27 protein-coding genes and 1 tRNA gene are annotated in these 24,611 nt (G+C 66.2%); 8 read left to right on the forward strand and 20 right to left on the reverse strand.

Annotated features, from left to right (window positions below):
• The first annotated feature begins 84 nt into the window (after positions 1-84).
• Positions 85-1,035, forward strand: a complete 951-nt coding sequence (locus D103_RS13520; protein ID WP_081618406.1) for an IS481 family transposase — start codon at positions 85-87, stop codon at positions 1,033-1,035.
• A 49-nt stretch (positions 1,036-1,084) separates the two neighbouring features.
• Here the strand turns inward: D103_RS13520 and ppx are convergent, their stop codons facing one another.
• The 3 genes from ppx to egtD are packed head-to-tail and all read right to left on the reverse strand — an operon-like array spanning position 1,085 to position 4,127.
• Positions 1,085-2,584 carry an exopolyphosphatase gene (ppx, locus tag D103_RS0110785; protein ID WP_018876811.1) on the reverse strand — a complete coding sequence of 500 codons (1,500 nt, stop codon included), beginning with the start codon at positions 2,582-2,584 and terminating at the stop codon, positions 1,085-1,087.
• Between the two features lie 2 nt (positions 2,585-2,586).
• Positions 2,587-3,099, reverse strand: coding sequence for a histidine phosphatase family protein (locus D103_RS0110790; RefSeq protein ID WP_018876812.1), 513 nt, complete (start codon positions 3,097-3,099; stop codon positions 2,587-2,589).
• 5 nt (positions 3,100-3,104) lie between these two features.
• Positions 3,105-4,127 (reverse strand): L-histidine N(alpha)-methyltransferase, encoded by a 1,023-nt coding sequence (egtD, locus tag D103_RS0110795; RefSeq protein WP_018876813.1) that lies wholly within the window; start codon positions 4,125-4,127, stop codon positions 3,105-3,107.
• A gap of 83 nt (positions 4,128-4,210) precedes the next feature.
• On the opposite strand from egtD, the gene egtC reads away from it, so the two are divergent.
• From egtC to D103_RS0110810, 3 genes are read left to right on the forward strand one after another with little or no spacing between them, the layout of a single operon-like run.
• Positions 4,211-4,993 (forward strand): ergothioneine biosynthesis protein EgtC, encoded by a 783-nt coding sequence (gene egtC / locus D103_RS0110800; protein ID WP_018867345.1) that lies wholly within the window; start codon positions 4,211-4,213, stop codon positions 4,991-4,993.
• A 15-nt stretch (positions 4,994-5,008) separates the two neighbouring features.
• Positions 5,009-6,193, forward strand: a complete 1,185-nt coding sequence (locus D103_RS0110805) for an SUMF1/EgtB/PvdO family nonheme iron enzyme (RefSeq protein WP_018876814.1) — start codon at positions 5,009-5,011, stop codon at positions 6,191-6,193.
• A 9-nt stretch (positions 6,194-6,202) separates the two neighbouring features.
• Positions 6,203-6,955, forward strand: a complete 753-nt coding sequence (locus tag D103_RS0110810) for an SIMPL domain-containing protein (RefSeq protein WP_018876815.1) — start codon at positions 6,203-6,205, stop codon at positions 6,953-6,955.
• Between the two features lie 286 nt (positions 6,956-7,241).
• On the opposite strand, the gene D103_RS0110815 is transcribed toward D103_RS0110810, so the two are convergent.
• The 14 genes from D103_RS0110815 to D103_RS0110880 form a co-directional block, all read right to left on the reverse strand.
• Positions 7,242-7,931, reverse strand: a complete 690-nt coding sequence (locus D103_RS0110815; RefSeq protein WP_018867342.1) for a hypothetical protein — start codon at positions 7,929-7,931, stop codon at positions 7,242-7,244.
• Positions 7,932-8,007: 76 nt separating this feature from the next.
• Complete coding sequence (gene flgL / locus D103_RS0110820) at positions 8,008-9,264, reverse strand: flagellar hook-associated protein FlgL (RefSeq protein ID WP_018876816.1); 1,257 nt, start codon at positions 9,262-9,264, stop codon at positions 8,008-8,010.
• Positions 9,265-9,285: 21 nt separating this feature from the next.
• Positions 9,286-11,172 carry a flagellar hook-associated protein FlgK gene (flgK, locus tag D103_RS0110825; protein WP_018876817.1) on the reverse strand — a complete coding sequence of 629 codons (1,887 nt, stop codon included), beginning with the start codon at positions 11,170-11,172 and terminating at the stop codon, positions 9,286-9,288.
• A 62-nt stretch (positions 11,173-11,234) separates the two neighbouring features.
• Positions 11,235-12,269, reverse strand: coding sequence for a flagellar assembly peptidoglycan hydrolase FlgJ (gene flgJ, locus D103_RS0110830; RefSeq protein ID WP_018876818.1), 1,035 nt, complete (start codon positions 12,267-12,269; stop codon positions 11,235-11,237).
• Entirely contained in the window at positions 12,269-13,486 is a 1,218-nt protein-coding gene (locus D103_RS0110835) for a flagellar basal body P-ring protein FlgI (RefSeq protein WP_018867338.1), read from the reverse strand. Before D103_RS0110835 ends, flgJ begins: the two co-directional genes overlap by 1 nt.
• 27 nt (positions 13,487-13,513) lie before the next feature.
• Positions 13,514-14,212 (reverse strand): flagellar basal body L-ring protein FlgH, encoded by a 699-nt coding sequence (gene flgH, locus D103_RS0110840; RefSeq protein WP_018867337.1) that lies wholly within the window; start codon positions 14,210-14,212, stop codon positions 13,514-13,516.
• Between the two features lie 4 nt (positions 14,213-14,216).
• The gene (gene flgG, locus D103_RS0110845) at positions 14,217-15,005 is read right to left on the reverse strand and encodes a flagellar basal-body rod protein FlgG (RefSeq protein WP_018876819.1); all 789 of its coding nucleotides are present in this window, start codon (positions 15,003-15,005) and stop codon (positions 14,217-14,219) included.
• Between the two features lie 45 nt (positions 15,006-15,050).
• Positions 15,051-15,791 carry a flagellar basal-body rod protein FlgF gene (gene flgF / locus D103_RS0110850; RefSeq protein WP_018867335.1) on the reverse strand — a complete coding sequence of 247 codons (741 nt, stop codon included), beginning with the start codon at positions 15,789-15,791 and terminating at the stop codon, positions 15,051-15,053.
• Positions 15,792-15,823: 32 nt separating this feature from the next.
• Positions 15,824-17,071, reverse strand: a complete 1,248-nt coding sequence (gene flgE, locus D103_RS0110855) for a flagellar hook protein FlgE (RefSeq protein WP_018876820.1) — start codon at positions 17,069-17,071, stop codon at positions 15,824-15,826.
• 37 nt (positions 17,072-17,108) lie between these two features.
• A complete protein-coding gene (locus D103_RS0110860; protein ID WP_018867333.1) occupies positions 17,109-17,783 on the reverse strand; it encodes a flagellar hook assembly protein FlgD in 675 nt (224 codons plus the stop codon).
• A gap of 11 nt (positions 17,784-17,794) precedes the next feature.
• On the reverse strand, positions 17,795-18,214 hold the full coding sequence (gene flgC / locus D103_RS0110865) for a flagellar basal body rod protein FlgC (protein WP_018876821.1): 420 nt from the start codon (positions 18,212-18,214) through the stop codon (positions 17,795-17,797).
• A gap of 27 nt (positions 18,215-18,241) precedes the next feature.
• A complete protein-coding gene (gene flgB, locus D103_RS0110870) occupies positions 18,242-18,649 on the reverse strand; it encodes a flagellar basal body rod protein FlgB (protein ID WP_038028802.1) in 408 nt (135 codons plus the stop codon).
• A gap of 218 nt (positions 18,650-18,867) precedes the next feature.
• On the reverse strand, positions 18,868-19,683 hold the full coding sequence (locus tag D103_RS0110875; protein ID WP_026279283.1) for a protein-glutamate O-methyltransferase CheR: 816 nt from the start codon (positions 19,681-19,683) through the stop codon (positions 18,868-18,870).
• A gap of 205 nt (positions 19,684-19,888) precedes the next feature.
• Entirely contained in the window at positions 19,889-20,827 is a 939-nt protein-coding gene (locus D103_RS0110880) for a chemotaxis protein CheV (RefSeq protein WP_018867329.1), read from the reverse strand.
• A gap of 295 nt (positions 20,828-21,122) precedes the next feature.
• Between D103_RS0110880 and flgA the strand changes: the two genes are divergently transcribed.
• The 4 genes from flgA to D103_RS0110900 all read left to right on the forward strand — a co-directional run bounded on the left by flgA (position 21,123) and on the right by D103_RS0110900 (position 23,534).
• Positions 21,123-21,812, forward strand: coding sequence for a flagellar basal body P-ring formation chaperone FlgA (gene flgA, locus D103_RS0110885; protein WP_018876822.1), 690 nt, complete (start codon positions 21,123-21,125; stop codon positions 21,810-21,812).
• Between the two features lie 106 nt (positions 21,813-21,918).
• Entirely contained in the window at positions 21,919-22,233 is a 315-nt protein-coding gene (gene flgM, locus D103_RS0110890) for a flagellar biosynthesis anti-sigma factor FlgM (protein WP_018876823.1), read from the forward strand.
• A gap of 15 nt (positions 22,234-22,248) precedes the next feature.
• A complete protein-coding gene (locus tag D103_RS0110895; RefSeq protein WP_018876824.1) occupies positions 22,249-22,734 on the forward strand; it encodes a flagella synthesis protein FlgN in 486 nt (161 codons plus the stop codon).
• A gap of 83 nt (positions 22,735-22,817) precedes the next feature.
• Complete coding sequence (locus tag D103_RS0110900) at positions 22,818-23,534, forward strand: flagellar brake protein (RefSeq protein ID WP_018876825.1); 717 nt, start codon at positions 22,818-22,820, stop codon at positions 23,532-23,534.
• Between the two features lie 72 nt (positions 23,535-23,606).
• Here D103_RS0110900 and D103_RS0110905 read toward each other — a convergent pair.
• From D103_RS0110905 to D103_RS0110915, 3 genes are all read right to left on the reverse strand, one after another.
• A tRNA-Pro gene (locus D103_RS0110905) sits at positions 23,607-23,683 on the reverse strand.
• Between the two features lie 287 nt (positions 23,684-23,970).
• Positions 23,971-24,327, reverse strand: coding sequence for a MerR family transcriptional regulator (locus D103_RS0110910; RefSeq protein ID WP_018867324.1), 357 nt, complete (start codon positions 24,325-24,327; stop codon positions 23,971-23,973).
• Complete coding sequence (locus D103_RS0110915; protein WP_018867323.1) at positions 24,311-24,610, reverse strand: integration host factor subunit alpha; 300 nt, start codon at positions 24,608-24,610, stop codon at positions 24,311-24,313. The genes D103_RS0110910 and D103_RS0110915 overlap by 17 nt, the downstream gene beginning before the upstream one ends.
• Between the last annotated feature and the right edge of the window lies 1 nt (position 24,611).

A 24,611-nucleotide genomic window follows, 5' to 3' on the forward strand; every position in this document is an offset into this window, starting at 1 on the left:
TGTGATCTCTCAATAGGTTGTCCACGGGACGACTCCGAAGGATGCTGAGTTTGCGGACTGAGCCATTCCCAAGGAGGACGCCCCGTGAACCTTCATCAAAATGCCTTAATGGGTCCCCGCGGTCGAGAGCGGATGGCTCGCCTGGTCGTGGATCACGGCCTGAGCCTTCGTGCAGCGGCCCGCGCCTTTGACGTGGATCCGAAGACCGTGCAGCGCTGGGTCCAGCGGTTCCAGGAGGCCGGCCGTTCCGGACTTGTGGACCGTTCGTCCCGGCCGCGGAGCCAGCCGCGGCGAACCCCCCGACGGATCCAACGGCAGGTGGTCGCCTTGCGGCGCCAGCGCTGGACCATGGATCGCATCGCGACCTTCACAAGGATCTCGAGGGCCAGCGTCAGCCGCATCCTGCGGCGCGAGGGCCTGAACCGCCTGAGCGCACTGGAGCCGGCCGAGCCACCCCGGCGCTACGAACACGAACACCCCGGCGATCTGCTCCACCTCGACATCAAGAAGCTGGCGCGCTTCCGTCACCCGGGCCACCGCGTGACCGGCGTCCGCGCCAAGGACTCCATCGGAGCGGGCTACGAGTACGTGCATGTGGCCATCGACGACCGCTCGCGCATCGCCTACAGCGAGATCCATCCCGCCGAGCGGGCCCAGGATGCGATCGCGCACCTGGAGGCGGCCGTGCGCTACTACGCCACCCTGGGGATCACCATCCGACGGGTCCTGACCGACAACGGACCCTGCTACCACGCCCGGGCGTTCAGCCAGGCCTGCCGCCGACTGGGCATCCGCCATCGCCGCACCCGGCCCTACACGCCGCGAACCAATGGCAAGGCCGAGCGCTTTATCCAGACCGCCCTGCGCGAGTGGGCCTACGCCTTCACCTACGCCACGTCAGAGGAGCGCAAACGCCATCTGCCCCGATGGATCCACGACTACAACTGGCACCGCCCACACGGTAGCCTGAACAAGCAGCCACCCATCAGCGTCCTCGGTCTACCTGAGGACAACCTTGTGAGACTCCACACCTAGATCCAGACCACCAGCGTCAGCATTGCATCCATCCTTTCCGAATCCGCCGTCAGGCGTACTCGAGTTGCAGTGCGTGGCGGGCCCATTCCTCGCGCTCGGCGTCGAGGTCGGCCCGTGTCAGGGGATGGGCATCCAGCCATCCCGTCGCAAAGCTCAGTGCGAGGCCGTCCGTCGTCGCCTCGATACGCTCCAGCGGCACCGGATCGGGTGCCCGCGAGCGATGCAGCAGCACGGCCAGGCGCAACAGCACCGCCATATACCGGAAGGCGCCCGCACGATCCTCACGCACACCGCCCAGCAGCTTGGGTTTCAGGGTCCGCCGGTGCAGCCGCACCAGCAGCGCAAGCTCCGCCTGCTCCGGCTGCGAGAACCCGGGCAGGTCGGCCCATGTGAGGATGTATTCACCGTGCTTGTGATACTTGCTGTGGGCCAGGGCTAGGCCGATCTCGTGCAGCTCGGCAGCCCAGTCCAGACGCTCGGCGTCGTCCCCGTCCAGCCCCCAGGCCGCGCGCACCGCGGTGACCAGGCGTGCCACCGTGGCCTGGACGCGCTCGGCCTGGGCCGGGTCCACCGCAAAGCGCCGGCGCAGATGATGAATGGTGCGCCCGCGCACGTCCTCGTGCCGGAAGCGACCCAGCAGGTCATGCACCACTCCCTCGCGCAGCGCCCCGTCGGAGGGATGCAGGCGTTCGATGCCCAGCGCCTCGAACGCGCCCAGCAGGACCGCCAGTCCGCCGGCGATGACCGGCGCCCGCTCTGCCGCCAGGCCGGGGAACTCCAGCCCGTCGATCGAGCCCTGCTCGATCAGTGCGTCCCGCAGACGCTCGAGGGCCTGCCGGTCCATGCCCGGCGCCGGGTCCAGGCCCGACTCCTGCACCATGCGATCCAGCGCGAGGATCGTGCCCGAGGCCCCGAGTGCCTGATCCCATCCCTCGGCCCGGTAGGCGCTGGCAATCGGCTGCAGTTCCTGCTCCGCTCGCAGTCGGGCGGCATCGAAGGCCTTGCGACTCAGCTTGCCGTCGGCGAAGAAGCGCCGGGTAAAGGTCACACACCCCATCTCGAGGCTCTCGGCCAGGAGCGGCTCGAAGCGTTCCCCGATAATGAACTCGGTGCTGCCGCCGCCGATATCCATCACCAGGCGCCGGCCACTGTCATCCGCCAGCGTGTGGGCCACGCCGAGGTAGATCAGCCGTGCCTCCTCGCGCCCGGCGATGATCTCCACCGGATGTCCGAGGGCCTGCTCCGCCGACCGCAGAAAGGCCCGGCTGTCATGCATCTGGCGCAGCGTGTTGGTCCCAACGACCCGCACATGACCGCGCGGCAGCTGACGCAGCCGCTGGCCGAAACGATCCAGGCAGTCCAAAGCCCGCTGGGCGACCTCCGGATCCAGCTGTCCCTGATCGTCGAGGCCGCTGGCGAGCCGCACCATCTCCTTGAGCCGGTCGACCTTCAGGACCTCTCCGTCCTGACGCCGCGCCACGATCATGTGAAAGCTGTTGGAGCCCAGATCGACGGCCGCAACCGTCTCCGCATTGTGAGCCTCCTGCATGCCTAATGCGCCTCCCCATCGGCCAGCCGTTCGAGGACCCGCCGCGGGAGATGCCAGACAAGGCGCATCGGCCCCGGCAGCGAACCCGCCAGCCCGCAGGCATCGCCCTTGCCCATATGCACCAGACTCCGCCCCCCGGGCGCGCCCAGCAGGCAGCTGGCCAGGAGCGACAGGTCGGGCTCGTGGCCCACCAGCACCAACCCGCCGTTCGCCGGCAGGTTCCGGGCCAGGGCCTCGACCTCCAGCCCGGCGGGTTGTCCCGGAGCCAGCCATTTCTTCTGCCGCACCGGTACATCCAGCGCCTGGGAAAGGGGGATCGCCGTCTGTCGGGCGCGCAGATAGGGGCTGCACAGGAGCTCCACGGAAGCCGGCAGCAGATCGCCCAGCGCCTGGGCCATGCGCACCGCGCTGACCTGCCCCTTTGCGGTCAGCGGCCGGTCACGATCGGCCCCGTCCCAGTCGCCGGGATTACCGGCCTGGGCATGCCGCACCAGCACCAGCCGCGCTTCCCGCATGCCGATCAGGCCGCCCCGGGCCGCAGCAGGAACAGGGAATACCAGTCCTCGGGCGCCGACCACTCGGCCTCGTGTTCCAGCCCCGCCGCCGCCAGCAGACCATCAACCGCCTCGCGGCTGAACTTGCGCGAGATCTCGGTGCGGATGATCTCGCCTGCCGCGATCTCCAGGCGAGCCTCGGGCTCCGAGACCTGCACGACCTGGTCGCGACGCGCCACCAGGTGCATCTCGATCCGCGAATGCTCTTCCACGAAGGGCGCGCGGTGATCGAACCCCTCGGGGTCGAAATCCGCCCCCAGCTCGGTATTCAGCACCGACAGCAGATTCAGATTGAACGCCGCGGTGACCCCCGCCGCATCGTTGTAGGCCGCCTCCAGCACCGGACGCGGCTTGACCCGGTCCAGCCCCAGCAACAGGCGATCCTCCGCATTCATGGTCGCGCGGATCCGGGTCAGCAGGGCGGCGGCCTCTGGGTCCTCGAAATTCCCCAGACTGCTGCCGAGAAAGGCGAACAGTCGGGGACCGTCGCCACGCGCGCCGGCGACCTCGCCCAGGTGGCCCAGGGCCGCCGCGTAGTCGCCGCACAGGCTGTCCACCCGCAGTTGATCGAAGCGCTGCAAGAGCCGCTCGCCCGCCTCGTCCAGGATCTCGCTACACACGTCATTGGCGACGTAATGGGGCGCCGCCAGGCGCCGCTCCAGGGCGGCCAGCAGGTATTCGGTCTTGCGCGAGGTCCCGCTGCCCAGCTCGAACAGCGTCCGGGCGCCGGATGCGTCCACGATCGCATCGGCATGACGCTCCAGGAGCTCGGCCTCCAGGCGGGTCGGGTAGTATTCCGGCGTGTCGCAAATCGCATCGAACAGCTGCGAACCCCGTGCATCGTAGAAGTACTTCGGCGGCAGGGATCGCGGTGGCTCGAGCATCCCCGCGCGGAAATCGGCCAGTAACTCGGCGTGGGCATCGCGTTCTTCCACCACCCGGCGGCTGTAACGGGAGGAAACGGGTACAGCGCAGGCGTCGGCGGACATGCGGGCTTCCGTATCAAGAGGGTTTGCGGCACGCTAGCATGAAACCACCGACGTCCCAACTGCCCCCAGGGAAGCCCGGATCAATGTGCCGACACCTCGCTTATCTGGGTCCTCCGATCACGCTGCGCAGCCTGATCCTGGATCCCCCCCACAACCTCATCGAACAGGCCATGGCGCCCCAGGAACTGGTGTACGCGCGGGTCAATGCCGATGGCTTCGGCTTCGGCTGGTTCGGGGCCGGGGGCATGGCGCGCCATTACCGCCGAGCCGACCCGCTCTGGCAGGATCCCAATCTGGAAGATCTGGCCAGCGACATGACCCAGCCCCTCTGGATCGCGGCCATCCGCAGCGCAACCCCCGGCTTCGGGGGCGACTCGGTCAATGCCCAGCCGTTCGCCCGGGACGGCCTGCTGTACAGCCACAACGGCCTGATCAGCCGGTTCCGGCCGGATGTGCGGCGGCAGATCCAGAACATCCTCAGCCACGAGATCGAAGCCAGCATCGAGGGCACAACCGACTCGGAACACCTGTTCGCGCTGGTGCGGCAGTACCTGGCCGATGACGAGAACGCCACGCTGGAAGGCGCCCTCGGCGAGGCGTTCTCGACCATCGAGGCCTGGCTGGGCACCGATACCGCCCTGCTGAACGTGATCCTGTCCGACGGGCGCCGCATCATCGCCAGCCGCCACGCGATCAACGCGCCCTGCCCCAGCCTCTACTACACCACCGATGACGAGACATTCCCCGAGGACAGCGTAGTCGTGGCATCGGAACCGCTGACGGATCGCGAGCGCTGGCGCCCGGTGCCATCCGGCCACCTGCTGATCCTGGATCCCGACGAACCGCCGGAACTCCTGGCCTTGTAACGCGCTCCACCGGATATGAACGCCGTCCATCCGCTGTCGAACGCCTCCGAACCGGGCCTCATGGAGTGCCTGTCCGTCCAGCACGACCGCCTGAACGCGGCGCTTCTCGCCACCCCGGAACACGAATGGCGCAATCAATACCACCCGGACCTCAGCCCCATGGGATGGCATTACGCCCATTGCCATTTCATCGAGGCAGTCTGGCTGCACGAACGGATTTTGGGTGAGCCGCCGCCCGCACGGCGGGATTGGCACGACCTGTATTTCCCGGAGCAAAGCCCGAAATGGCGCCGCGGCGGGCGCCTCCCACCCCGCCACTCGCTGCTCGAGTGGGGCTGGGCGTGTCAGCAGCACCACCTGGAGCTTTTGCGCGCCCACCCGGAGGTGCGCCGCCATCCCCTGCTTGAAAACGACTACCTGACCGGTTTCCTCGCGCAGCACCACGCGATGCATCTGGAGAGTCTCGAACAGGTGCGCTGGTTTGCCCGCCTGCAACACCCCGAAGCCGGCCCTGTCCAAACCTCCGAGACCGCGCACCGGCCTTGCAACGACTGGATCGAGTGCCCGGGGGGCGAACACATCGCCGGCAGCGATTCCATCACCGCCTTCGACAACGAGCGCGGCCGACACACCGTGCGGCTCGCGCCCCACGCCATCCGTGCACACCCCGTCACCAACGCCGAGGTCGCGGCCTTCATCGAGGCCGACGGGTATCACCCCGGCCCTCACTGGGACGAATCCGGCCGGGCGTGGCTGGAACGGACGGGGGTCACCGCCCCGCTGGGCTGGGGGCGCCGGTCCGACGGCACACGAGTCCAGACCCTGCCGGGCGGCACCCAGCGGCTCGAGCCCCGGGCACCCGCCGTCGGCCTCTCCTGGTTCGAGGCCACGGCCTACGCGCGCTGGGTTGGCGCCCGCCTGCCCCACGAACACGAGTGGGAGCATGCCGCGCAGGCCGGTTGGCTAGCCGGTACAGGGCAGGTCTGGGAATGGTGTGCGAACCCCTTTCAACCCTACCCGGGTTTCCGGCCCTACCCCTATGATGAATACTCCCTGCCCTGGTTCGACGGGAAGCACTACGTCCTGCGCGGCGGCAGTGCCTGGAGCGACCCGCTGCTCACCCGGACGACCCTGCGCAATTTCTTCACTCCCGATAAACGTCACGTGTTCGCCGGCATCCGGCTGGCGCGCGACCTCTAAGGAAACACCATGCGACCGAACCACATCCCGCTCGTCCACCGTGCATCCTGGCTTGTCGCCGGCCTCGCCGCACTTACGCTGGCGGTCCCCGGGACCGCTGTCGGCAGCGATGGCGCCACGACGCTTTCCCTGACCGGCAAGACCGAACGGCAGGTCGCCAACGATCACATGACCGTGCTGATGCAGACCGAGGCGCGCGCGCCGGAAGCCGCTACTGCCGCGGATGCCGTCAACCGGAACATGGAGGCGGCCCTGGAACGCGCGGGCGAACACGATGCCGTCGAGGCCCGAACCATTGGCTATTCGACCCGCCCCATCTACGACGCCGACGACCGCAGCCGCATCAACGCCTGGCAGGTCCAGCAGAACCTGGAACTGACCAGCGGCGACTTCGACCGCCTGGGCGAACTGGTGGGAACCCTCCAGCGGCACGACCTCACGGTGAGTCAGATCCGTTTTTCCCTGAGCCCCGAGGCCCGCGAGGAACACCGCGAGGCCATGATCGAAGAGGCCATGGACGACCTGAAGGATCAGGCGCGCGTCATCGCCCGCTCACTGGGCGCCACGCACCTGCGTGTTCTGGAAGTGGACCTGCCGGATGACTCCTACAGTGGCCCGCAGCCGATGATGGCCATGCGGGCGATGGACGAATCCGCCAGCCAGCCGGCGCTGGAGGCCGGGCACTCCACCCTGAGCCTCAGCGTACGCGGCCGCCTGCAGGCCCTTGGTGCCGAAACCCTGCGCGTCGGCCCCGCCCGGTAACCCACGGCACCTGCCGCAAGGTGCCGCGAGGCGATTCCAAACCGCGCCTCACCGAGAGCCCTTGCGCCGAAACGTCATCACGGCCGGAGCGCAGCGCAGAGCCGGGATCGCCAGTTCCCTGCCCCAGGCCTTTCCCAGTCCATCGTTGCAGATCCCGGATAACCGCTTCGCGGCTTCCGGGGTGACACAGCGCGGCGGCATCGCGTGTGACCTTGGGAGGTCCCGCGCACCGTCCAGAACAGGCCGTCGGCCCGGGGACGGATGCATGACTCCACAAGGCACTCCCTCAGCGGGCGAGCTCCAGGGCCAGCTCGCCGTCGCGCACCTCGATGGATTCGATGCCGGCGCGCAGTTGCTGGAAGGGCTCCAGCCCCAGCAGATCCTCGTCCTTGAGCCCGCCAAGCCAGGCATCCGGCAGCGGGATCCCGGCAACGCTGACGCCCACCAGCCGCGCGTGCACCTGGCCCTCTTCCGTACCAAAGCGAACGCCCGAGCGCACATTAAGGACGCGTCCGCCCAGAAGGGGGATATCCGGCGGCACATCGATGCGCACCCGCGTGCTCACCTGTCCCGGCGTCAGGCGGATCGCCACCCGCCCGGCCAGGTCCGGGTCCTGCGCGATCAGCGCATTCAGCTCGCGTTCGCTGAATTGCACCACCCGGGCCTCGGCGCGTTCCTCGTAGAGTTCGGGGACCAGCGGCTCGGCTTCGGCGTCGAGATCGATGATCGGATCGCCTGGTGCGCTATCGGGGCGGGGCTCCGCATCGCGCGGACCCAACGCCCGCAGCTTGGCCTCCAGCTCCGCCTGCTCCTCGACATTCAGGGTCACCGGCTTGGGCTCGCCCGACTGCAGGTGGATGACACCCCAGAACCCCGCCCACAGCGCGGCCAGGATCAGCAGGACGATCAGATAGCGCGGGGGCCGCCCGGTGGAACGGTACTGGATGGGCGCGGAGGGTTCGTTGTTCTTGGCCATGCCGGAGTCTCGCAGATCACAATGGCGTCATGGTCGCACAAAGGCGCGACCATGATCCGCACGGCCGGGGCATGGATCAGAGGAAGTCGAACAGCGACAGGCGGTTCACCTGGGTATAGGTCTGCTGCGCGGCCTGAAGGGCCACCTGCTGCTGGTTGAAGCGGCTGATGGCCTCGGCATAGTCCAGATCGCGGATCTCGGAGACCGCGCTGTTCAGGTCCACCAGGCGGTCCTCGTTCAGGTCCTTCTGCTGATCGAAGCTCTTCAGCCGCGAGCCGACCTCGGCCCGGATGTCGCTGAAGTTGCCCAGCACCGCATCCAGGTCGGCCAGTGCCGTGTTGCTGGCGGTCGCAAGATTGGCCCGGCTGGTGCCGCTGGCACCGCCCTCTTCCAGCGCCGCGATAATCGCGTCCAGCGTCTCGAACACGCTCTTGTTTTCGGCGGCGCGGGACAAGACCTGATCCCCAGCCTGGGGTGTGCCACTGAGGGTGATACTCCGCCCCTCAAAAAGGACCGCCTCACCGGCCACAAAAGGCCGATCTTCCATCGAATTCCCGGAATTGTCTTCGGCGAACTGGGTATCTCCATTCTCATCTACATAGGTGATGGAAAACTGGACGTTCCCGCCGGCGTCTTCAGAGAATTCAATCGTGTAGTCGCGCTCATCCAGTGCACCAACGTCGCTTACACCGGTTTGCTCCACAACAAGAGTACTGCCGGGTTCCCGATTGAGCACCTCGGCCCCGACCCGCCCGTCGTTCTCCGGAATATCCATGAACACCCGCGCACCGGTATCGCCCACCGGCACCTTGCGGTTGGCCGAGATTGCGACCTCGCGGACGCTGCCCGTACCCTCGGCCCCCTCATAGCGCACCGCGCCCGTGCCATCCTGCTGGAAGGGCTGCTGCAAGGATTTTGTCCCGGCGAAGAGGTATTCGCCGTTGGGATCCTTGGTGTTGGCGATGTCGAACAGGCCCTCTCGTAACTGACGCAGTTCGCCGGCCAGATAGCTGCGGGTCTCGTTGGTCTGGGAATCGTTGTTGCCGGCCACCACCAGTTCGCGCGCCCGCTGCAGCAGATCCGTCCCGCTTTGCAGGGCCGATTCCTCCTGCTGCAGGCGTGGTTGGGTGTTGTCGATATTGCGCTGGTACTGTTTGGTGGCCTGGATGATGCGTTCGAACTGGTTGACCTGGGTGGCCCCGCTCGGGTCATCGGAGGGGCTCAGGATGCGCTCGCCGCGACCCATCTGCAGCGAGGTCCGGTTCAGCTCCGTCTGGCCCCGCTGGATCTGGTCGATCCCGGTCTGGAAGATCTGGGTGGTCGAGATGCGCATGTCCGTATCTCCCGGTGGGCGCTAGCGGCGGAAGGCGCCGAGCAGTGAGTCGAACAGCGAGTTGCTGACCGAGATGACCTGGGCCGCCGCCTGATAGGCCTGCTGGTAGCGGATCAGATCCGCCGCCTCTTCGTCCAGATTGACGCCGGACACTGCCTCACGCTGCGCCCGCGCCTGTGCCAGCTGCGCATCGGCGGACTCCTGCGCGACCTGGGCCTGCCGGGTGCGCGTGCCGACATTGGCCAGCAGGCTGTTGTAGCCATCCCCGAAGGTCCGGTCACCGCCCACCAGGCGCTGATCCGACAGCTCGTTCATCGCCAGCATGTTGCGATTGTCGCCGGGATACCCCTCGTTACTGCTGACCTCGAAGGTATCACCATCGGCCGGCGTGCCACGGATCTCCATTTCCCAGCCGTTGGCGGTAATCGTTGTTACCCCATCGGGATCCAGTGCGAATGTTTCCCCGTTCACCGAGAATTCCTGGTTCGCCTCGTCGTAGGTCACCACCGCATCGGCCAGCAAATCCGGATCAGTGGCGTCCACCGCCTGGACCGAACCGATGCTTGCATTTCCGGCGTTGTCTCCACCGACATCGGCCCGCACCGCAGCGGCGGCTGCGATGCCGCCCGGATCGCTCATCTCGACCGACAGGTCACGGGCACCATTCCGGGTCGGCTGGATCAGCCATTCGTCACCATCCACGGCGCCACCGAGACCGTCGACATCGATCACCAGTCCGTCAACCGGATCCGCCACGTTGTCGCCATCCAGATTCAGCGTGGTCGTTTCACCATCCGAAAGGCGTGTGAGCTGGTAGTCCGACCCGTCGTAACTCAGGCGATAATCCGATGTGGTCAGGTCACGGGTATCACCAAAGGCCACGTCCGGCACCGCGTTCAGACTGTTCCCCGGAAAACTGCGCACCGCCGGATCCCCGATCCCGAAGATATCCGCACCCAGCTCGTCGTTCAGATCCAGCCCCAGGTTGTTCTGCTGGTTGTATTCCGCCCCGATGCTGATCGCGAGCCGGCCCAGGGTGTTCTGGGCCTCGTCGATGATCCCGGTGCGCGTCTCCAGCAACGCACCCAGCTCGCCGCCCTGGATGAAGCGGGAGATGTTCACCGGGTCGCCACTGGTGGCCAGCCCGATGTCCGGGGAGCGCGGGTCGCCTGTGAGCGACTCGGCGACCAGCTCGCGGTTGTTGCCGCCCAGCACCAGGGCCTGGCCGTTGCCGACGAAGACGTTGACCGCTCCGTCATCCTGCTCGGTGATGCGGACGTTGACCTTCTCCGCCAGCTGGTTCAGCACACGGTCGCGCTGGTCCAGCAGGTCGTTCGGGGTGCCCTGCGTGGACTTGGACACGATCTCGCGGTTGAGCCCGGCGATCGCATCGGTCAGGGAGTTGATCTCCTCGACGTTGGTGCGGATCTGGCCATTAATGATGTCGCGCTGCTCCTCGATGCGCCGGTCGATGGAGGCAAAACGCTCAGCCAGGGATTCCGCCTCGGTCAGGAAGACCGTGCGCGCGGCACTGGACGTCGGGTCGTTGGCCAGATCCTGGCCGGCGTCGAAAAAGTCCTGCAGTACCGGCGTCAGACCGGAACTGGAGCTGCCCAGCAGGTCGTCGATGCGCCCGGCCAGCGAGGCCTTCAGCTCGGCATTCGACTGATCGGAGATCGAATTGCGCAGCTGGGTGTTCACGAAGTCGTCGGAGATGCGCCGGATCGTGTCCACCTGCACGCCCTGTCCCTGGAAGCTGCCCCCCAGGAACTGCGGCGTCAGGTTGGACAACTCGGTGCGTTGCCGGCTGTAGCCCTCGGTCGCGGAGTTCGCGATGTTGTTGCTGGTCGTCCCGATCGCGCGCTGGAAGGCCAGCAGGGCCGAGGTGCCGATCCCGGACGCGCTCATGCCCGCGCCTCCCGCGAAACCGCTCGTTCAACCACCGGATTGGGCCATTTCTGCTTCATGCTCTACCCCTCGGTACGGGTAACGGCCGCATCGGCCGCGACTTGAGTCGATCCACTGCCCTGGTGCGCGGCCAACTGATCGCGCAGGCGCAGGACCTTGTCCGCATAGGCCGGATCGGTCGCGTAACCGGCATCCTGCAGTTCGCGGATGTACTGCGCGTCATCTCCAGCCTGCAGAGCCCGGTGGTAACGCGGATTGTTGCGAATGAAGTCGACGTAATCGGAGAACGACTCCGACGGATCGGCGTAGGCACGGAAGCGCGCCTGCTCCCGTTGCGCAACCCCCTCGCGGAATTCGAGGGTGCCCACGGAGACCTGATCCCCGTTCCATCGGCTGTCCGCCTTGATCCCGAACAGGTTGAAGCTCGGCTGGCCGTCGGCACGCGACGGCACGTGCTGCCCCCAGCCGGTCTCCAGGGCACTCTGCGCCAGCAGGATGCCGGGTTCGACCCCGAGCTCCGCGGCCGCATCCCGCGCCAGGGGCTCCAGGCTCTGCACAAAGTCGGCGGCATCCCGTGGTGGCCAGGCGATGGGGGGCGGCGTCGGCGCCTCGCCCGCATGCGGGGTCACGGCCTCGGGCCGCTGCGGCCCCACGGGCTGCAGTTCGGGGCGCGCATCCCCCTGTAGGGCCCGCAGGGTGTCGAGCTCCGACCGACGTCGCGGCAGCTCGAGCGCGGCCTGGCGATCGGGGTCGTTCAGGACCTCGGGATCCGCGGGCTGCTGCGCGGAGAGCTGGCGCATCAGGGCATCGCGCAGGCCGATGCCATCGCCCTGGCTCATGGCCTTGGCGAATTCCTGGTCCTGCATCTCCAGGTACATCTTGCTCTGGTCGTTGTCGAACAGGCCATCGCCCAACGAGGCCTCGCGCATCTGCTTGAGCATCTGGCCGATCAGCATCGCCTCGAACTCGCGGGCGACGGCCTCCAGGCCCTGTTGATCGCCCGAACGCGCACCCCGGGCCAGGTCCTGCAGACCACTGGGGTCAGAGGCCAGGGCCGCGCGGGCCTGCATCTGGGTATCGACGCCCGGGGTAATCATCAGATCACCACCAACTCCGCGCGTAGCGCGCCGGCTTCGCGAAGGGCCTCCAGGATCGCGACCAGGTCGCCGGGGGCGGCCCCCACGTTATTCACCGCGCGCACGATCTCGTCCAGCGAGGTGCCCGGATCGAACAGGAACATGGTGTTGTCGCCCTCCTCGATCGCGATGTCGGTATCCGGCTGGATCGCCGTTTCGCCCGCGCCGAAGGGCGCCGGCTGGACGACCTGAGGGGCCTCACTGATCGTCACCGTCAGGCTGCCGTGCGAGACGGCGGCCGGGGTCACCTGCACGCTGGAGCCGATCACCACCGTCCCGGTGCGCGAGTTGACGATCACCCGCGCCGGTGGCGCACCACGTTCAATCGGCAGGCGCTCCAGCTCCGCGACAAAGCCGACCCGGTGATCCGGGTTGGACGGCGCGCGCACGCGCACCGACGATCCATCCAGGGCATGGGCGACCCCCTGGCCGAAGGTATCGTTCACCGTCTGTACCAGGCGGTTGGCCGTAGTGAAGTCCGGGCGGTGCAGATTCAGGGTGACATGATCCCCCTGGGCAAACGCGGTCGGGACCTCGCGTTCCACTGTGGCACCATTGGGGATCCGGCCGACACTCGGCACGTTCACGGTGATGCGCGAACCATCGGTCCCCTCGGCCCCGAAGCCCCCGACCACCAGATTGCCCTGGGCGATGCTGTAGGTCTGCCCGTCCGCCCCCTTGAGCGGCGTCATCAGCAGCGTGCCACCGCGCAGGCTGGTCGCGTTGCCCATCGACGAGACGGTCACGTCGATGCGCTGGCCGGACTTGGCGAATGGCGGCAGTTCGGCCGTCACCATCACGGCGGCGACGTTGCGCAGCTGCGGGTTGCCGGCATCCGGCGTCAGCCCGAGCTGGCCGAGCATATTGTTCAGGCTCTGCACGGTGAATGGCGTTTGGGTGGTCTGATCCCCCGTGCCGTCCAGGCCCACCACCAGGCCGTACCCGACCAGCTGGTTCTCGCGCACGCCGGAGACACTGGCCACGTCCTTGACTCGCTCCATGTAGCTGCGCTCCTGCATCGCCGCCTGCTGCTGGATGGCGGTCTGCGCCGCCACCGAAGCGCTCCCCGGACCGGCCACCAGCAGCGCTACCAGAACCAGCAGGGCCAAGCGCCGCCAGTCGCCGAGCGCCACGATCCGGCGGTCGTTCGCGGGTTGTTTGAGGGATATCGAGTCCATGTCGTACCTCGCCGCGCGCACGCTGCGTCAGAAGGGCCAGATCGGGCTGTTAAAGAAGCGCGTGATCCAGCCGGGGGTGTTGCTGTCCGCCAGCACGCCGGAACCGCCGTAATAGACACGAGCGTTGGCGACCTGCGTGGAGAGCACGGTGTTGTTGGTGGTCACGTCCACCGGGCGCACGATGCCGCGAAAGCGCACGTATTCTTCGCCCTGGTTGATCCCCAGCCACTTCTCGCCCTGCACGACCAGGTTGCCGTTGGGCAGGACCTCGGCCACGGTCACGGTAATCTCGCCGTCGAGCTGGTTGCTCTGCGAGGAATCCCCCGAGCCGTCGAAGTCACGCGAGCTCGAATTGCTCGCGCCAAAAAGGGGGCGCCCGTTGAAGGTGGCATCGCGGCCGAAGGCCGACAGGTTCCCCAGGTCGAGATTGGAATCCTTGCCCGTGGAGGTCGACGCCGACTTCTGCGCGTTGGTGCTCTCCGCCAGGATCACGGTGAGGATGTCGCCCACGTTGCGCGCCTTGTAGTCCTCGAAGAGGCCCTGGGAATGCGCCGCCTGGTAGATCCCGCCATTGTTCTGCGACTGCGGGACCGGCTGGGCAGGCATCACCGGGCGATATTCCGGGTTGTCGTCCGGCTTGGTTGTTTGCGTGGCGGCGCAGGCGGACAGCAGCAGTGCGGCGGTCACGGCCAGGGCCGGGCGGAGAACGGTTCCGAGGCGCGTCATCACATCACCCGATGGTCTGGTTGACGAACTGCAGCGATTGGTCAGCCGCGGAGATCGCCTTGGAGTTCACCTCGTAGGCGCGCTGGGTCTCGATCATGTTCACCAGCTCCTCGGCGATGTTCACGTTCGAGGTCTCCAGCGAGCCCTGCACCACGGTGCCGGTCCCGTTCAGGCCCGGCAGGGACTGCTGTGCCACGCCGGACGCGGCGGTCTCGCGGAACAGGTTCTCGCCCACCGCCTGCAGGCCCGCCGGGTTCACGAAGTCCGCCAGCTGGATGTTGCCCAGCTCCACCGGCGCCGCCTGACCCGGGATCTGAGCGGTCACCGTGCCATCCTTGCCGATGGCCAGGGACTGCGTGTCCTCCGGTACGAACAGACCCGGCTGCAGCGGGTAGCCGTTGGACATCACGACCTGGCCGTCCGAATTCAGCTGGAAGCTGCCGTCGCGGGTATAGCCGACGTTGCCGTCGGGCATCAGGATCTGGAAGAACCCGCGCCCCTCGATGGCGATGTCCAGCGAGTTGTCCGTCTGCTGCAGATTTCCCTGCTCGAACATCTTCTCGGTGGAGACGGCGCGCACGCCGGTGCCGATCTGCAGGCCCGAAGGCAGCTGCTGATCCTGGGTGGCCTGGGCGCCCGGCTGGCGCACGGTCTGGTAGATCAGGTCCTCGAATACCGCCCGGTCCTTCTTGAAGCCCGTGGTATTCACGTTGGCCAGGTTGTTCGAGACCGTCGACATGCGCGTGTGCTGCGCGTCGAGGCCGGTCTTGGCGATCCACAGTGCCTGGTTCATGGTGTTCTCCTGTTTTCTCTCAAGCGCCGCGCGAGTCCCGGGAAATTACCCTAGGCCCAGCAAGCGGTTACTGCTCTGTTCCAGCGTGTTGGCGCTGTCCATCATCTTCACCTGCATCTCGAAGTGACGGGACAGCTCGATCATTCGGGTCAGGGCCTCCACCGTGTTCACGTTGCTGCCCTCCAGCATCCCGGAGACGACGCGCACCTCGGCATCCGCCGGGGCCTCGCCGCCATCCGCCAGGCGGAACAGACCGTCATCACCCCGTTGCAGGTCGTCCGTATCGGGGTTGACCAGGCGGATGCGTTCCACCGCCGCCAGGGCCTCCGGACCCACGCCCAGCGGGCGCACGCTGATCGTCCCGTCGGTGCCGATCTCGATCTGCTCCGCCGGCGGGATGGCAATCGGCCCGCCATCCCCCAGGACCTGGTGGCCCTGCGCGGTGCGCAGCAGGCCGAAGGCATCCACATGCAGCGAGCCGGCCCGGGTGTAGCCCTCCTCCCCTTCCGGCCCCTGCACCGCGATGAACCCCTCGCCCTCGATGGCGATGTCCAGGTCGCGGCCGGTGCTCTGCATCTTGCCCTTGCTGAAATCGACGGCCTCGTTGCCCACCTGGGTGTAGTCCCGCGAGGCATAGCCCGGGCCGCGTACCGGCACCGTATCCGCGGTGGCCAGGGCCTGGCGGAAGCCGTCGGTGTTGGCGTTGGCGAGGTTGTGATTGTTGATGGCCTGTGCGTGCATCGTCTCCTTCGCACCGGACATCGCGATGTACAGAAATCGATCCATGCTCAAGCCCTCTTTACCGACTTATCCGATACTTAGCGGATATTGATGATCGTCTGGGTGACCTGGTCGGCCGTGGAGATCGTCTGCGCATTCGCCTGGAAGTTGCGCTGCGCGGTGATCAGGTTCACCAGCTCCTGGGCGATATCCACGTTCGAGGCCTCCAGCGCCCCGGCCTGAATGGTGCCGAGGTTGCCGGTCCCGGGCGCGGCAAAGACCGGCTCACCCGCGGCAAAGGTCTCCGCCCAGTTGTTGTTCCCGAGCTGCTCCAGCCCCTGCGGGTTGGTGAAGTTGGCCATCGCCACCTGGCCCAACACCGTGGACTGGCCATTGGTAAAGCGCGCGAACACCACCCCGGAGTCATCGATGTCCACACCAGTCAGCCGCCCTGAGGCAAAACCATCCTGGTTAAGGTCGTTGACCGAATAATCACCGCCATACTGGGTGGTTCCGGCAAAGTCGATATCGACGTCCAGACCCGCCGCACCGTTCGGGAAATCAGGCGTGGTGAAGTTGAATTCAGTCGGATCGTCCAGTGTCCCCGAATTGTTGAAGGTCAGATCGAAGGGTCCTGCGTCGAAGACCACTGGGTCGCCAGCCGCATCGACCCCGGCATTGATCCGAGTGTGGGCCTCCCACTGCAGATCTCCGGTCTTGACGAAGAACACATTTGCATCTCGGGCCGTACCGAGCGAGTCATACGCTGTCAGGGCCGTGGAGAAGCTGTAAGTGTCGGGATCCGCTGGATCAAACAACGCTGGGTCAAGGTCCTCAGCATCGGAACGCAGATTCACGAGGGCCTCGACCTCGCTTGTTGCCTGCGGGGACGCATCGCCTGTTTGCAGGCGAATATCCTCGAGCTGCCCCGTGTTGAAGCTCGGGTCCGCGCTGTTAGGGTTCTGCGGCGGATATCCCTGCAGCTGCTGGCCCTGATTGTTCACCAGGAAGCCGTCACGGTTGACCTGGAACTCGCCCGCCCGGGTGTAGACCGTGCTGCCCTGGTCATTAAGGACGAAGAAACCCTCTCCGTTGATCGCCAGGTCCAGGCCGTTCTCGGTGAACTCGGTCCGTCCCTGCGAGAACTGCTGGGTGACCGCCTGCAGTCGTGTGCCGGAGCCGATGGCTGTCTGGCTGATCCCGCCGAAGCTCTGGGCGAACACATCGCCGAACTCGGCACGGGAACGTTTAAACCCCGTGGTCCCCGAGTTGGACACATTGTTACCGGTGGTCTGCAGATCGGCCTGGGCCGCGTTGAGTCCGCTCAATCCGATATTGAAGGGCATGGGGTGTTTCCTCCGTCAGGGTTCTTGTTGCGGGGCGTCAGCCGCCAATCCGCCGTACATCCGAAAAGCTGATCTCGCCCAGGCCCTGCACGGTCAGTGCCAGCCCGGAGTCACTGCCCACCGCGACGCTTTCCACGCGGGCATCCAGAAAGGTATCCACGGCCTCCGACTGGGTCCCGGAGCGGGCCGTGGCCTTGAATTCGTAGACGCCCGGTGGCGCGAAGGTGCCGTCGTCGCGCATGCCGTCCCAGGTGAACTCCTGCAGGCCGCTGCCGGCAGCGCCCATATTCATGCGGCGAATGCGCTCGCCATTCGGGCTGTACACGTCGATCTGCAGCTCTTCGGTGGCGCGCTCCAGATCGACCGCGCCGTTCACCCGCCCGTCGGGCCCCAGTTCGCCAAACTCGACGGGCACCAGTACATCCTTGCCAACCAGCGAAGCCGCCTGCAGCGTCTGGTTCTGCCCCAGGGACTGCGCCAGCTTCTCGAAGGACTTGGACAGCTGCTCGATGCCGGTCACGGTGGAGAACTGCGCCATCTGGCCGAGGAAATCACCGTTATCCATCGGCTCCATCGGGTCCTGGTTCTCCAGCTGGGTGGTCATCAGCTTGAGGAAGTCGGACTGCCCGAGGCGGTCCATCTCGCCTTCCGGCTTCTTCTCCGGGCGCGACAGGCCGAGGCGATCCAGCAATTCGGGGGAAATCTGTGTCATGGCGGGCTCCTCTAGCCTTGGCCGATCTGCAATGTGCGCTGGAGCAGCTGACGCGAGGTCTCCATCACCTCGACGTTCGCTTCGTAGTTGCGCGAGGCGGACATCATGTTGGCCATCTCCTCGACCACGCTGATCGCCGGGCGGAAGATGTAGCCCTCCTCGTTCGCCTGCGGATGGTGCGGCTCGTAGTGGGCCTGTGGCGGGGCCTGCGACTCGGTCACGCCGGCCACCCGCACGGACGTCGCCGCACCATTCGGGTTGGCCTGATCCATCACGCTCTGGAACAGCACCTGCTTGGCGCGATACGCCTCGTCCGGGTTGGTGGCGGCGGTGTTCGCGTTGGCCAGATTCGAGGCGACGGTATTCAGGCGCACCGACTGCGCCGACAGCGCCGAAGCCGAGGTATTGAACAGACTGAACATGTTGCTCACGACAGCGATCTCCCGATCAGGCCCGCGTTAACGGTCGCCCCTCAGGGCTTCGCGGATGCCGGAGACCCGGCGGTTAAGGAATTCCAGACTGCTCTGGTACTGGATCGCGTTCTCGGCAAAGGCCGCACGTTCCATCTGCGGGTCCACCGTGTTGCCATCCAGAGACGCCTGCGACGGGACGCGATAAAGCGCCTCGGCCTGCCCGTTCATCGCCCCGGCATTGGGGTCGATATGCGCCGCCTGGCTACGCGCCATGGGCAAGTGATTGCCGCTCCCAGCCGCGGACTCGAGCACCGCGCGAAAGTCGATATCGCGCGCCTTGTAGTTCGGGGTGTCCGCATTGGCGATGTTGGAGGCCAGCAGCTCCATGCGCTGGGCGCGCACGTTGACCGCCTGCGGCAGGATGCCCATCGCCTTGTCGAGAGAGAGACTCATCGTTTCCGTCCTGTCCGCCCGTGGCGGACCCTCGCTACCAGAACCGGGACGCAGCCATTGCGGCCCTTTGCGAGGAGACCGATGCAATCGCTATGCCAGCGACGGGAATCCGTCTCGGCTGGGGACGCCCTTAGCGGGAAACGTGGGAAGGGGGCAATTCGAATCGCGGCCGCATTGCGCGGGCGTTTCGGACCTGGCGGCCCTGCGACGGAGGGGCGTCAGGATTTGAGCCGGAGGACCGAGCCGTAGTCGGTGCGAACCGTCTCGAAGGCCTTGGTGTACGGGCCGGCCGTCTCCGAAGCGCCAAGAAACAGATAGCCGCCCGGATTCATCTGCCGGGCAATACCGTCAAGAACCTGTCGCTTGGTCTCGCCGGAGAAATAGATCAGCACGTTGCGGCAGAACACCAGGTCGAACTTGCCCAGTGCCGCGTAGCTGTCGATCAGGTTGAGCTTCTGAAAACGACAGCGCCGCTGGACCTCGGGAACGACCTTGTGGCCGTCCGTCACGGTCTCGAAGAAGCGCGCGCGGCGGCTCTCGCTCAACCCGCGCACAATACTCAGGCCGTCGTAGACCGCCCGCCGGGCGTCATCCAGGATCTTCTCCGACAGGTCCGTCCCCAGGATGGATACCGGCACCTTGCGCGGGGGGCGGGATTCCTCCCACTCGGAGACGACCATGGAGATGCTGTAGGCCTCCTGGCCACTGGAACAGCCGGAAGACCAGACCTTGATGCTGCTTCCCTTCGCAGCCAGCTCCGGCAACAACACATGCCGGAGGATCTCGAACGGAAAGCCATCGCGAAACCACGAGGTTTCGTTGGTCGTCATCGCGTCGATCACACGGGTGCGCAGCCGCGGATTCGGGGCTTGCCGCATCGCGTGCAGGAGCTCCGGCACGCTCTTGAAGTCGAACTCGTCGAGCAGCCGGGACAGTCGGCTCGACACCAGATACTGACGGCTGTCACCCAGCACCAGGCCGCAGCAGTCCTGCAGGAAGCGGGAAAACTCCTCGTAATCGCGGGAATCGATCACCGGTTCATCCCCGAGCACAGTCCATGGTGATTAGCATCCTGATGACGAGTCCTTGACAGCGGCGCCCGCGCCACGAAACGCAGGGGGAATCCCCGGTAGCGGGTTTCAGTATACGGTGTCGCAGGCGGGACACGACACTGGGCCCTTGTCGGCCATGTGACGCCGCCCCGGCCTTGCCGGGCGGCAACCCCGTTCCCCCCGGCGGTCATTCGACCTGTTGATCCTCGCGCCCGGTCTGGTCGAGCACCGCGTTGGCCAGTTCGTCGGGGTTGAATTTCGAGAGAAACGCATCGGCCCCGGCGCGCTTGACCATGTCGGTATTGAACTCGCCGCTCAACGAGGAATGCAGCAGCACCTTCAGATCTTTCAGGGCGGGATTGTCCCGGATCCGCGCCGTCAGCGTATAGCCGTCCATGCGTGGCATCTCGATGTCCGAGATCACCAGCTCGATCTGGTCGCGAACCGGGCCCTCCCCGGCCTTCTGCTCCAGGAAGTCGAGCGCCTCCTGACCATCCTTGAAAACCTCGTATTCGAACCCGAGACCGCGAATCGCCCCCTCGATCTGCTTGCGCGCCACGACCGAGTCGTCAACGATCACGACCTTGCGCCCCCCCGCTGGCGTGGCGTCCGCTCGGATGGACTCGGAGACCTCGGTCGGCAGAGGATTGACGATCGAAAGCACCCGTTCCACGTCGATGATCTCGACCAGCTTGTTGTCGATCTCGGTGACCGCGACCAGAAAGGATTCGCGCCCGGTTCCGCGCGGGGGCGACTTCACATCCTGCCAGTTCACATTCACGATCCGGTCCACGGCCGATACCCAGAAGCCCTGCACCGACCGATTGAACTCGGTGACCACCACCTTCTGGTCGCCGCTGTCGCTGGCACCGGCCGCGCTGCGCAGGCCCATGGCGCGCGCCAGATCAATGATCGGCACCGTGCCGCCCCGCAGCGTAGCCACACCGCGCACCACACTCATCGACCCCGGGATCTGGCGCAGCGGCGGCGACGGGATCACCTCGCGCACCTTGAACACGTTGATTCCGAAGGTCTGTGATCCACCCAGGTGGAACAGCAGCAGTTCCATCCGGTTCTGACCCACCAGCTGCGTTCGCTGGTTCACATCGTCAATGAATTGACTCATGGTGCTGCTCTCCTTGTCCCGCGCCCATCTGCCGCGAGCCGCTCCCGGGAGCTCAGTGTGCACCGCGCACCCCCGGGCTGTCATTTGCAATCGCCTGTATGCGCCTTCTGGCGCCGCTTCCCAGGGATAACGGCATTGAACGCCGGGCCTTGAGTCGGGCACCGCCCGGACAACTGGCATCAAACCTGCATAGCTTCGGGTCCGCGAACGGACGCGGCAGACCCGGGGTATTCCCTCGGGCGGCGAGGACCGGCATATGCATCCACATACAACCTGTACATCACGCTGCATCCCCATGGGGCTCATGGCTCTCGTGGCGTGGTTCGCGCTCTCCGTGCCGGCCCACGCCGAGATCCACCCCGTTGCGGAGATCCGCGCGGCCGCGGAACAGTTTCTGTTGCAGGAGCTGGACGCCGAACATAGCGACGACATCAATATCGAGATCGGCCAGCTCGACAACCGGCTCCGGCTGGCCTACTGCCATGACGGACTCAACGCCCGTTTCCCGCCCGGCGGCCGCCGCGACGGCAATACCGCGATCCACCTTCAGTGTGCGGGCCCGGTCACCTGGCAGCTGTATGTCCCGGCCACGGTGGAACGTTACGCTCAGGTGCTGGTGGCCAGTCGCAACCTCCCTCGCCAGCACACGCTGACCAGCGGCGATCTGCGCTTCCAGCGCATCGAGACGTCACGCCACGCGGGCAGTTATCATGAAGACAAGTCGGCCCTCATCGGTCAGCAGACCCGGCGCAGCATTCGGCCGGGCCAGATCATCGGCACACAGCACGTCACCCAGCGCGAGATCGTCAGCCGCGGCCAGCGGGTCACGATCCTTGCCGAAAACGGCTCGATCGCCATCCGCATGCAGGGCGAGGCCCTGGAAAACGGCACCCTCGGGGACCGCATCCGGGTCAAGAACACCTCGTCCGGGCGCGTGGTCGAGGGCGAAATCCAGCCCTCCGGGCACGTCCTGGTGACACTTTGATGCCGACTCTGTGATCGGTGTTACAAAAACCACCGCCACAGGGCTACAGTTTCAGCACACGCGGCCGTAAACACTTGCAGCACAGTTACAACGACAGGACGGCACAATGGATATCAAGGGCCTCAATACGAACAGTCTGCGCCCCGACGGCCAGAGCTCCACGGTCAAGGGCCGCGAGGACTCCGGCGGCGCGCCCAACCGGGCGCAAGGGTCGGATAGCGCCGCGACCACCGGTAACGATTCGCTTACCCTGACCGGCGCCGCCCAGGCGATGAGTTCGGCCGCCAGCGCCGGCGAGAACGCCCCGTTCGACGCGGCGCGTGTGGCCGAGCTGCGCGAGGCGATCGCCAGCGGCAACTACCCGGTGGACAACGAACAGCTGGCCGACCGCATGATCGACCTCGAGCGCCTGCTGCGCTAATCACGGACCTCACCGATGAACACCGACACGCGCCATCGCCTGCTGCGCTCCCTGGAAACCTCGATCCGGCTGGCCCACCAACTGGAAGAGGCCCTGATCCAGGAGACCCGCGCGGTCGAGGCGCGCACCCCGGAGACCCTGCAGGAGGTGGTGGCGACCAAGCAGGGGCTGCTGCAGGACCTCGAGACCGAGACCCGCCAGCAGCGCGCTATCGCCGAGGCCGCGAGCGAGTCATTCACACCCGAGGGCATGGCCCGCCTGCTCTCGCGCATGGACGACGGTGCCGTCCTCAACGATCACTGGCAGGCCCTGCGCCAGTCCATCGAGCGCTGCAACAGCCTCAACCAGGGCAACGCACGCCTGATCGATCGCGATCGCCAGCGCGTGGAGCTCTCCATGCAGATCCTGCGCGGCGAAGAGGCCGGCCCGGCGGCGACCTACGACCCCTACGGGCGCACCCGCCCCAACACCCGTGGCGGACGCCGTATCACACAAGCCTGATGCAGCTTATTCGCACCGATGCTGGCATTTCGGATGCTCGACCAGTACCTTGCGTCCTCACACCCAGCTAACGTCACGGACGCATGGACGAAACCGACTACACGGTCGACAAGCCGGACCGGATCGCCGGCATTCTCAAGGACCTGGACCACAAGCTCACCCTGGTCAGCGTCCGGCTCGACGCCGACGGCCCGCTGTACACCTCGGCCCTGGTCCGGCTGAACGCCGCCGCGAAGGAAGTCTTTCTGGATGAGCTGAATCCGCCGCGCGCGCACCAGCAGGTCACCCCCGGCATGCCCCTTCGGGTATTCGCGGCGCTGCGCGGCGTGGCGGTGCGCTTCTCCACCACCGTGGCCCGGATCGAACAGGAAAAGGGCGGCGCCCTGTACGCCTGCCCCTACCCGGAAACACTGGAGCATCTCCAGCGCCGCGAAACCTTCCGCGTTCACATCCCCATGGCCCAGCGCCCGCAGATCGAACTGCGCGCGCCCGGCTGGAAGGACCCGGTCATCGGCGAGCTCGTCGATCTCTCGGGCCAGGGCATGTGCATCGAGCTGGCCACGGCCACGCTCGACACGCTGGAGACCGGCACCACCCTCGCGTTCACCAATCTGCTGCTCCCCGACGTCAGTGAGCGGCTCTCGGGCGACCTGCGCCTGGCCAACCGGCGGCGCAGTACGCGGGAGGGCTACGAATACGCCGGCTTCGAGATTGTCGGGATGACCCAGTGGCTGGAGCGCCAGACCAACCTCGCCTTGCTGCATTACCAGCGCGAGGCGCGTCGCCGCTCGATGGAATAGACCCGCCCGGACAAACTCGGACGTCAGACACAAAAAAGGCCGCTACAAGCGGCCTTTTTGATGCTTCCTGTTTGGTCGGGACGGCAGGATTTGAACCTGCGACCCTCTGCACCCCATGCAGATGCGCTACCAGACTGCGCCACGCCCCGAAGCCGCGAACTATATCCGATTCCCCGCCGTCACGAAAGCACCCAACACCGTCAAAGCGAACCGAGCGCCCACCACGGCACACGGCTGTTTAGTTCACCACAGAGTGCACGGAGGACACAGAGAAACGCGTGAAAACGGAAGGCATCGATGGCTCGCGGATTCGGAGACGGGATGCGCCGCAATGGATGCGGCCCTTTAACCCGCGACCAGACCCGAAAGACCTTCTTCGTGAACTTCGTGCCCTCTGTGGTTCAAAAAGACTTTCTGAACGCGGGCACAAGGAAGGTCAGGCGCGGAGCGTGCGCAGTACGGACTCGAGCTCGGAGATGGTGTCCTGGATGATCTGCTGGGCCTGCTGGCGATCGCCCTTCGCCTCATCACCGGAGAGCTTCTGGCGGGCCCCATTGATCGTGTAGCCCTCCTCGTACAGCAGAGCCCGGATCTGGCGGATCAGGATCACGTCCTGGCGCTGATAGTAGCGGCGGTTCCCGCGGCGCTTCACCGGCGCCAGCATCGGGAATTCCTGCTCCCAGTAGCGCAGCACGTGCGGCTTGACCTGGCACAGCTCCGCCACCTCGCCGATCGTGAAGTAGCGCTTGCCCGGGATCGCGGGCAGTTCCTGGTGGTTACTCGCCTCCAGCATAGCTCTCTACCCGCTCGCGCAGTTTTTGCCCCGGGCGGAAGGTAACCACGCGTCGCGCGGATACCGGGATCTCCTCGCCCGTCTTCGGATTGCGTCCCGGACGCTGATTCTTGTCGCGCAGGATGAAGTTGCCGAAGCCCGAGAGTTTTACGCCCTCGCCTGCTTCCAGCGACTGGCGCATTTCCTCGAAGAACATCTCGACGAATTCCTTGGCCTCCCGCTTGTTGAGACCCAGTTCCTCGTTTAGCACGGCGGCAAGATCCGCCTTGGTAACAGCTGCCATC

This window comes from Thioalkalivibrio sp. ALE31 (assembly GCF_000377405.1).
Lineage (GTDB): Bacteria > Pseudomonadota > Gammaproteobacteria > Ectothiorhodospirales > Ectothiorhodospiraceae > Thioalkalivibrio.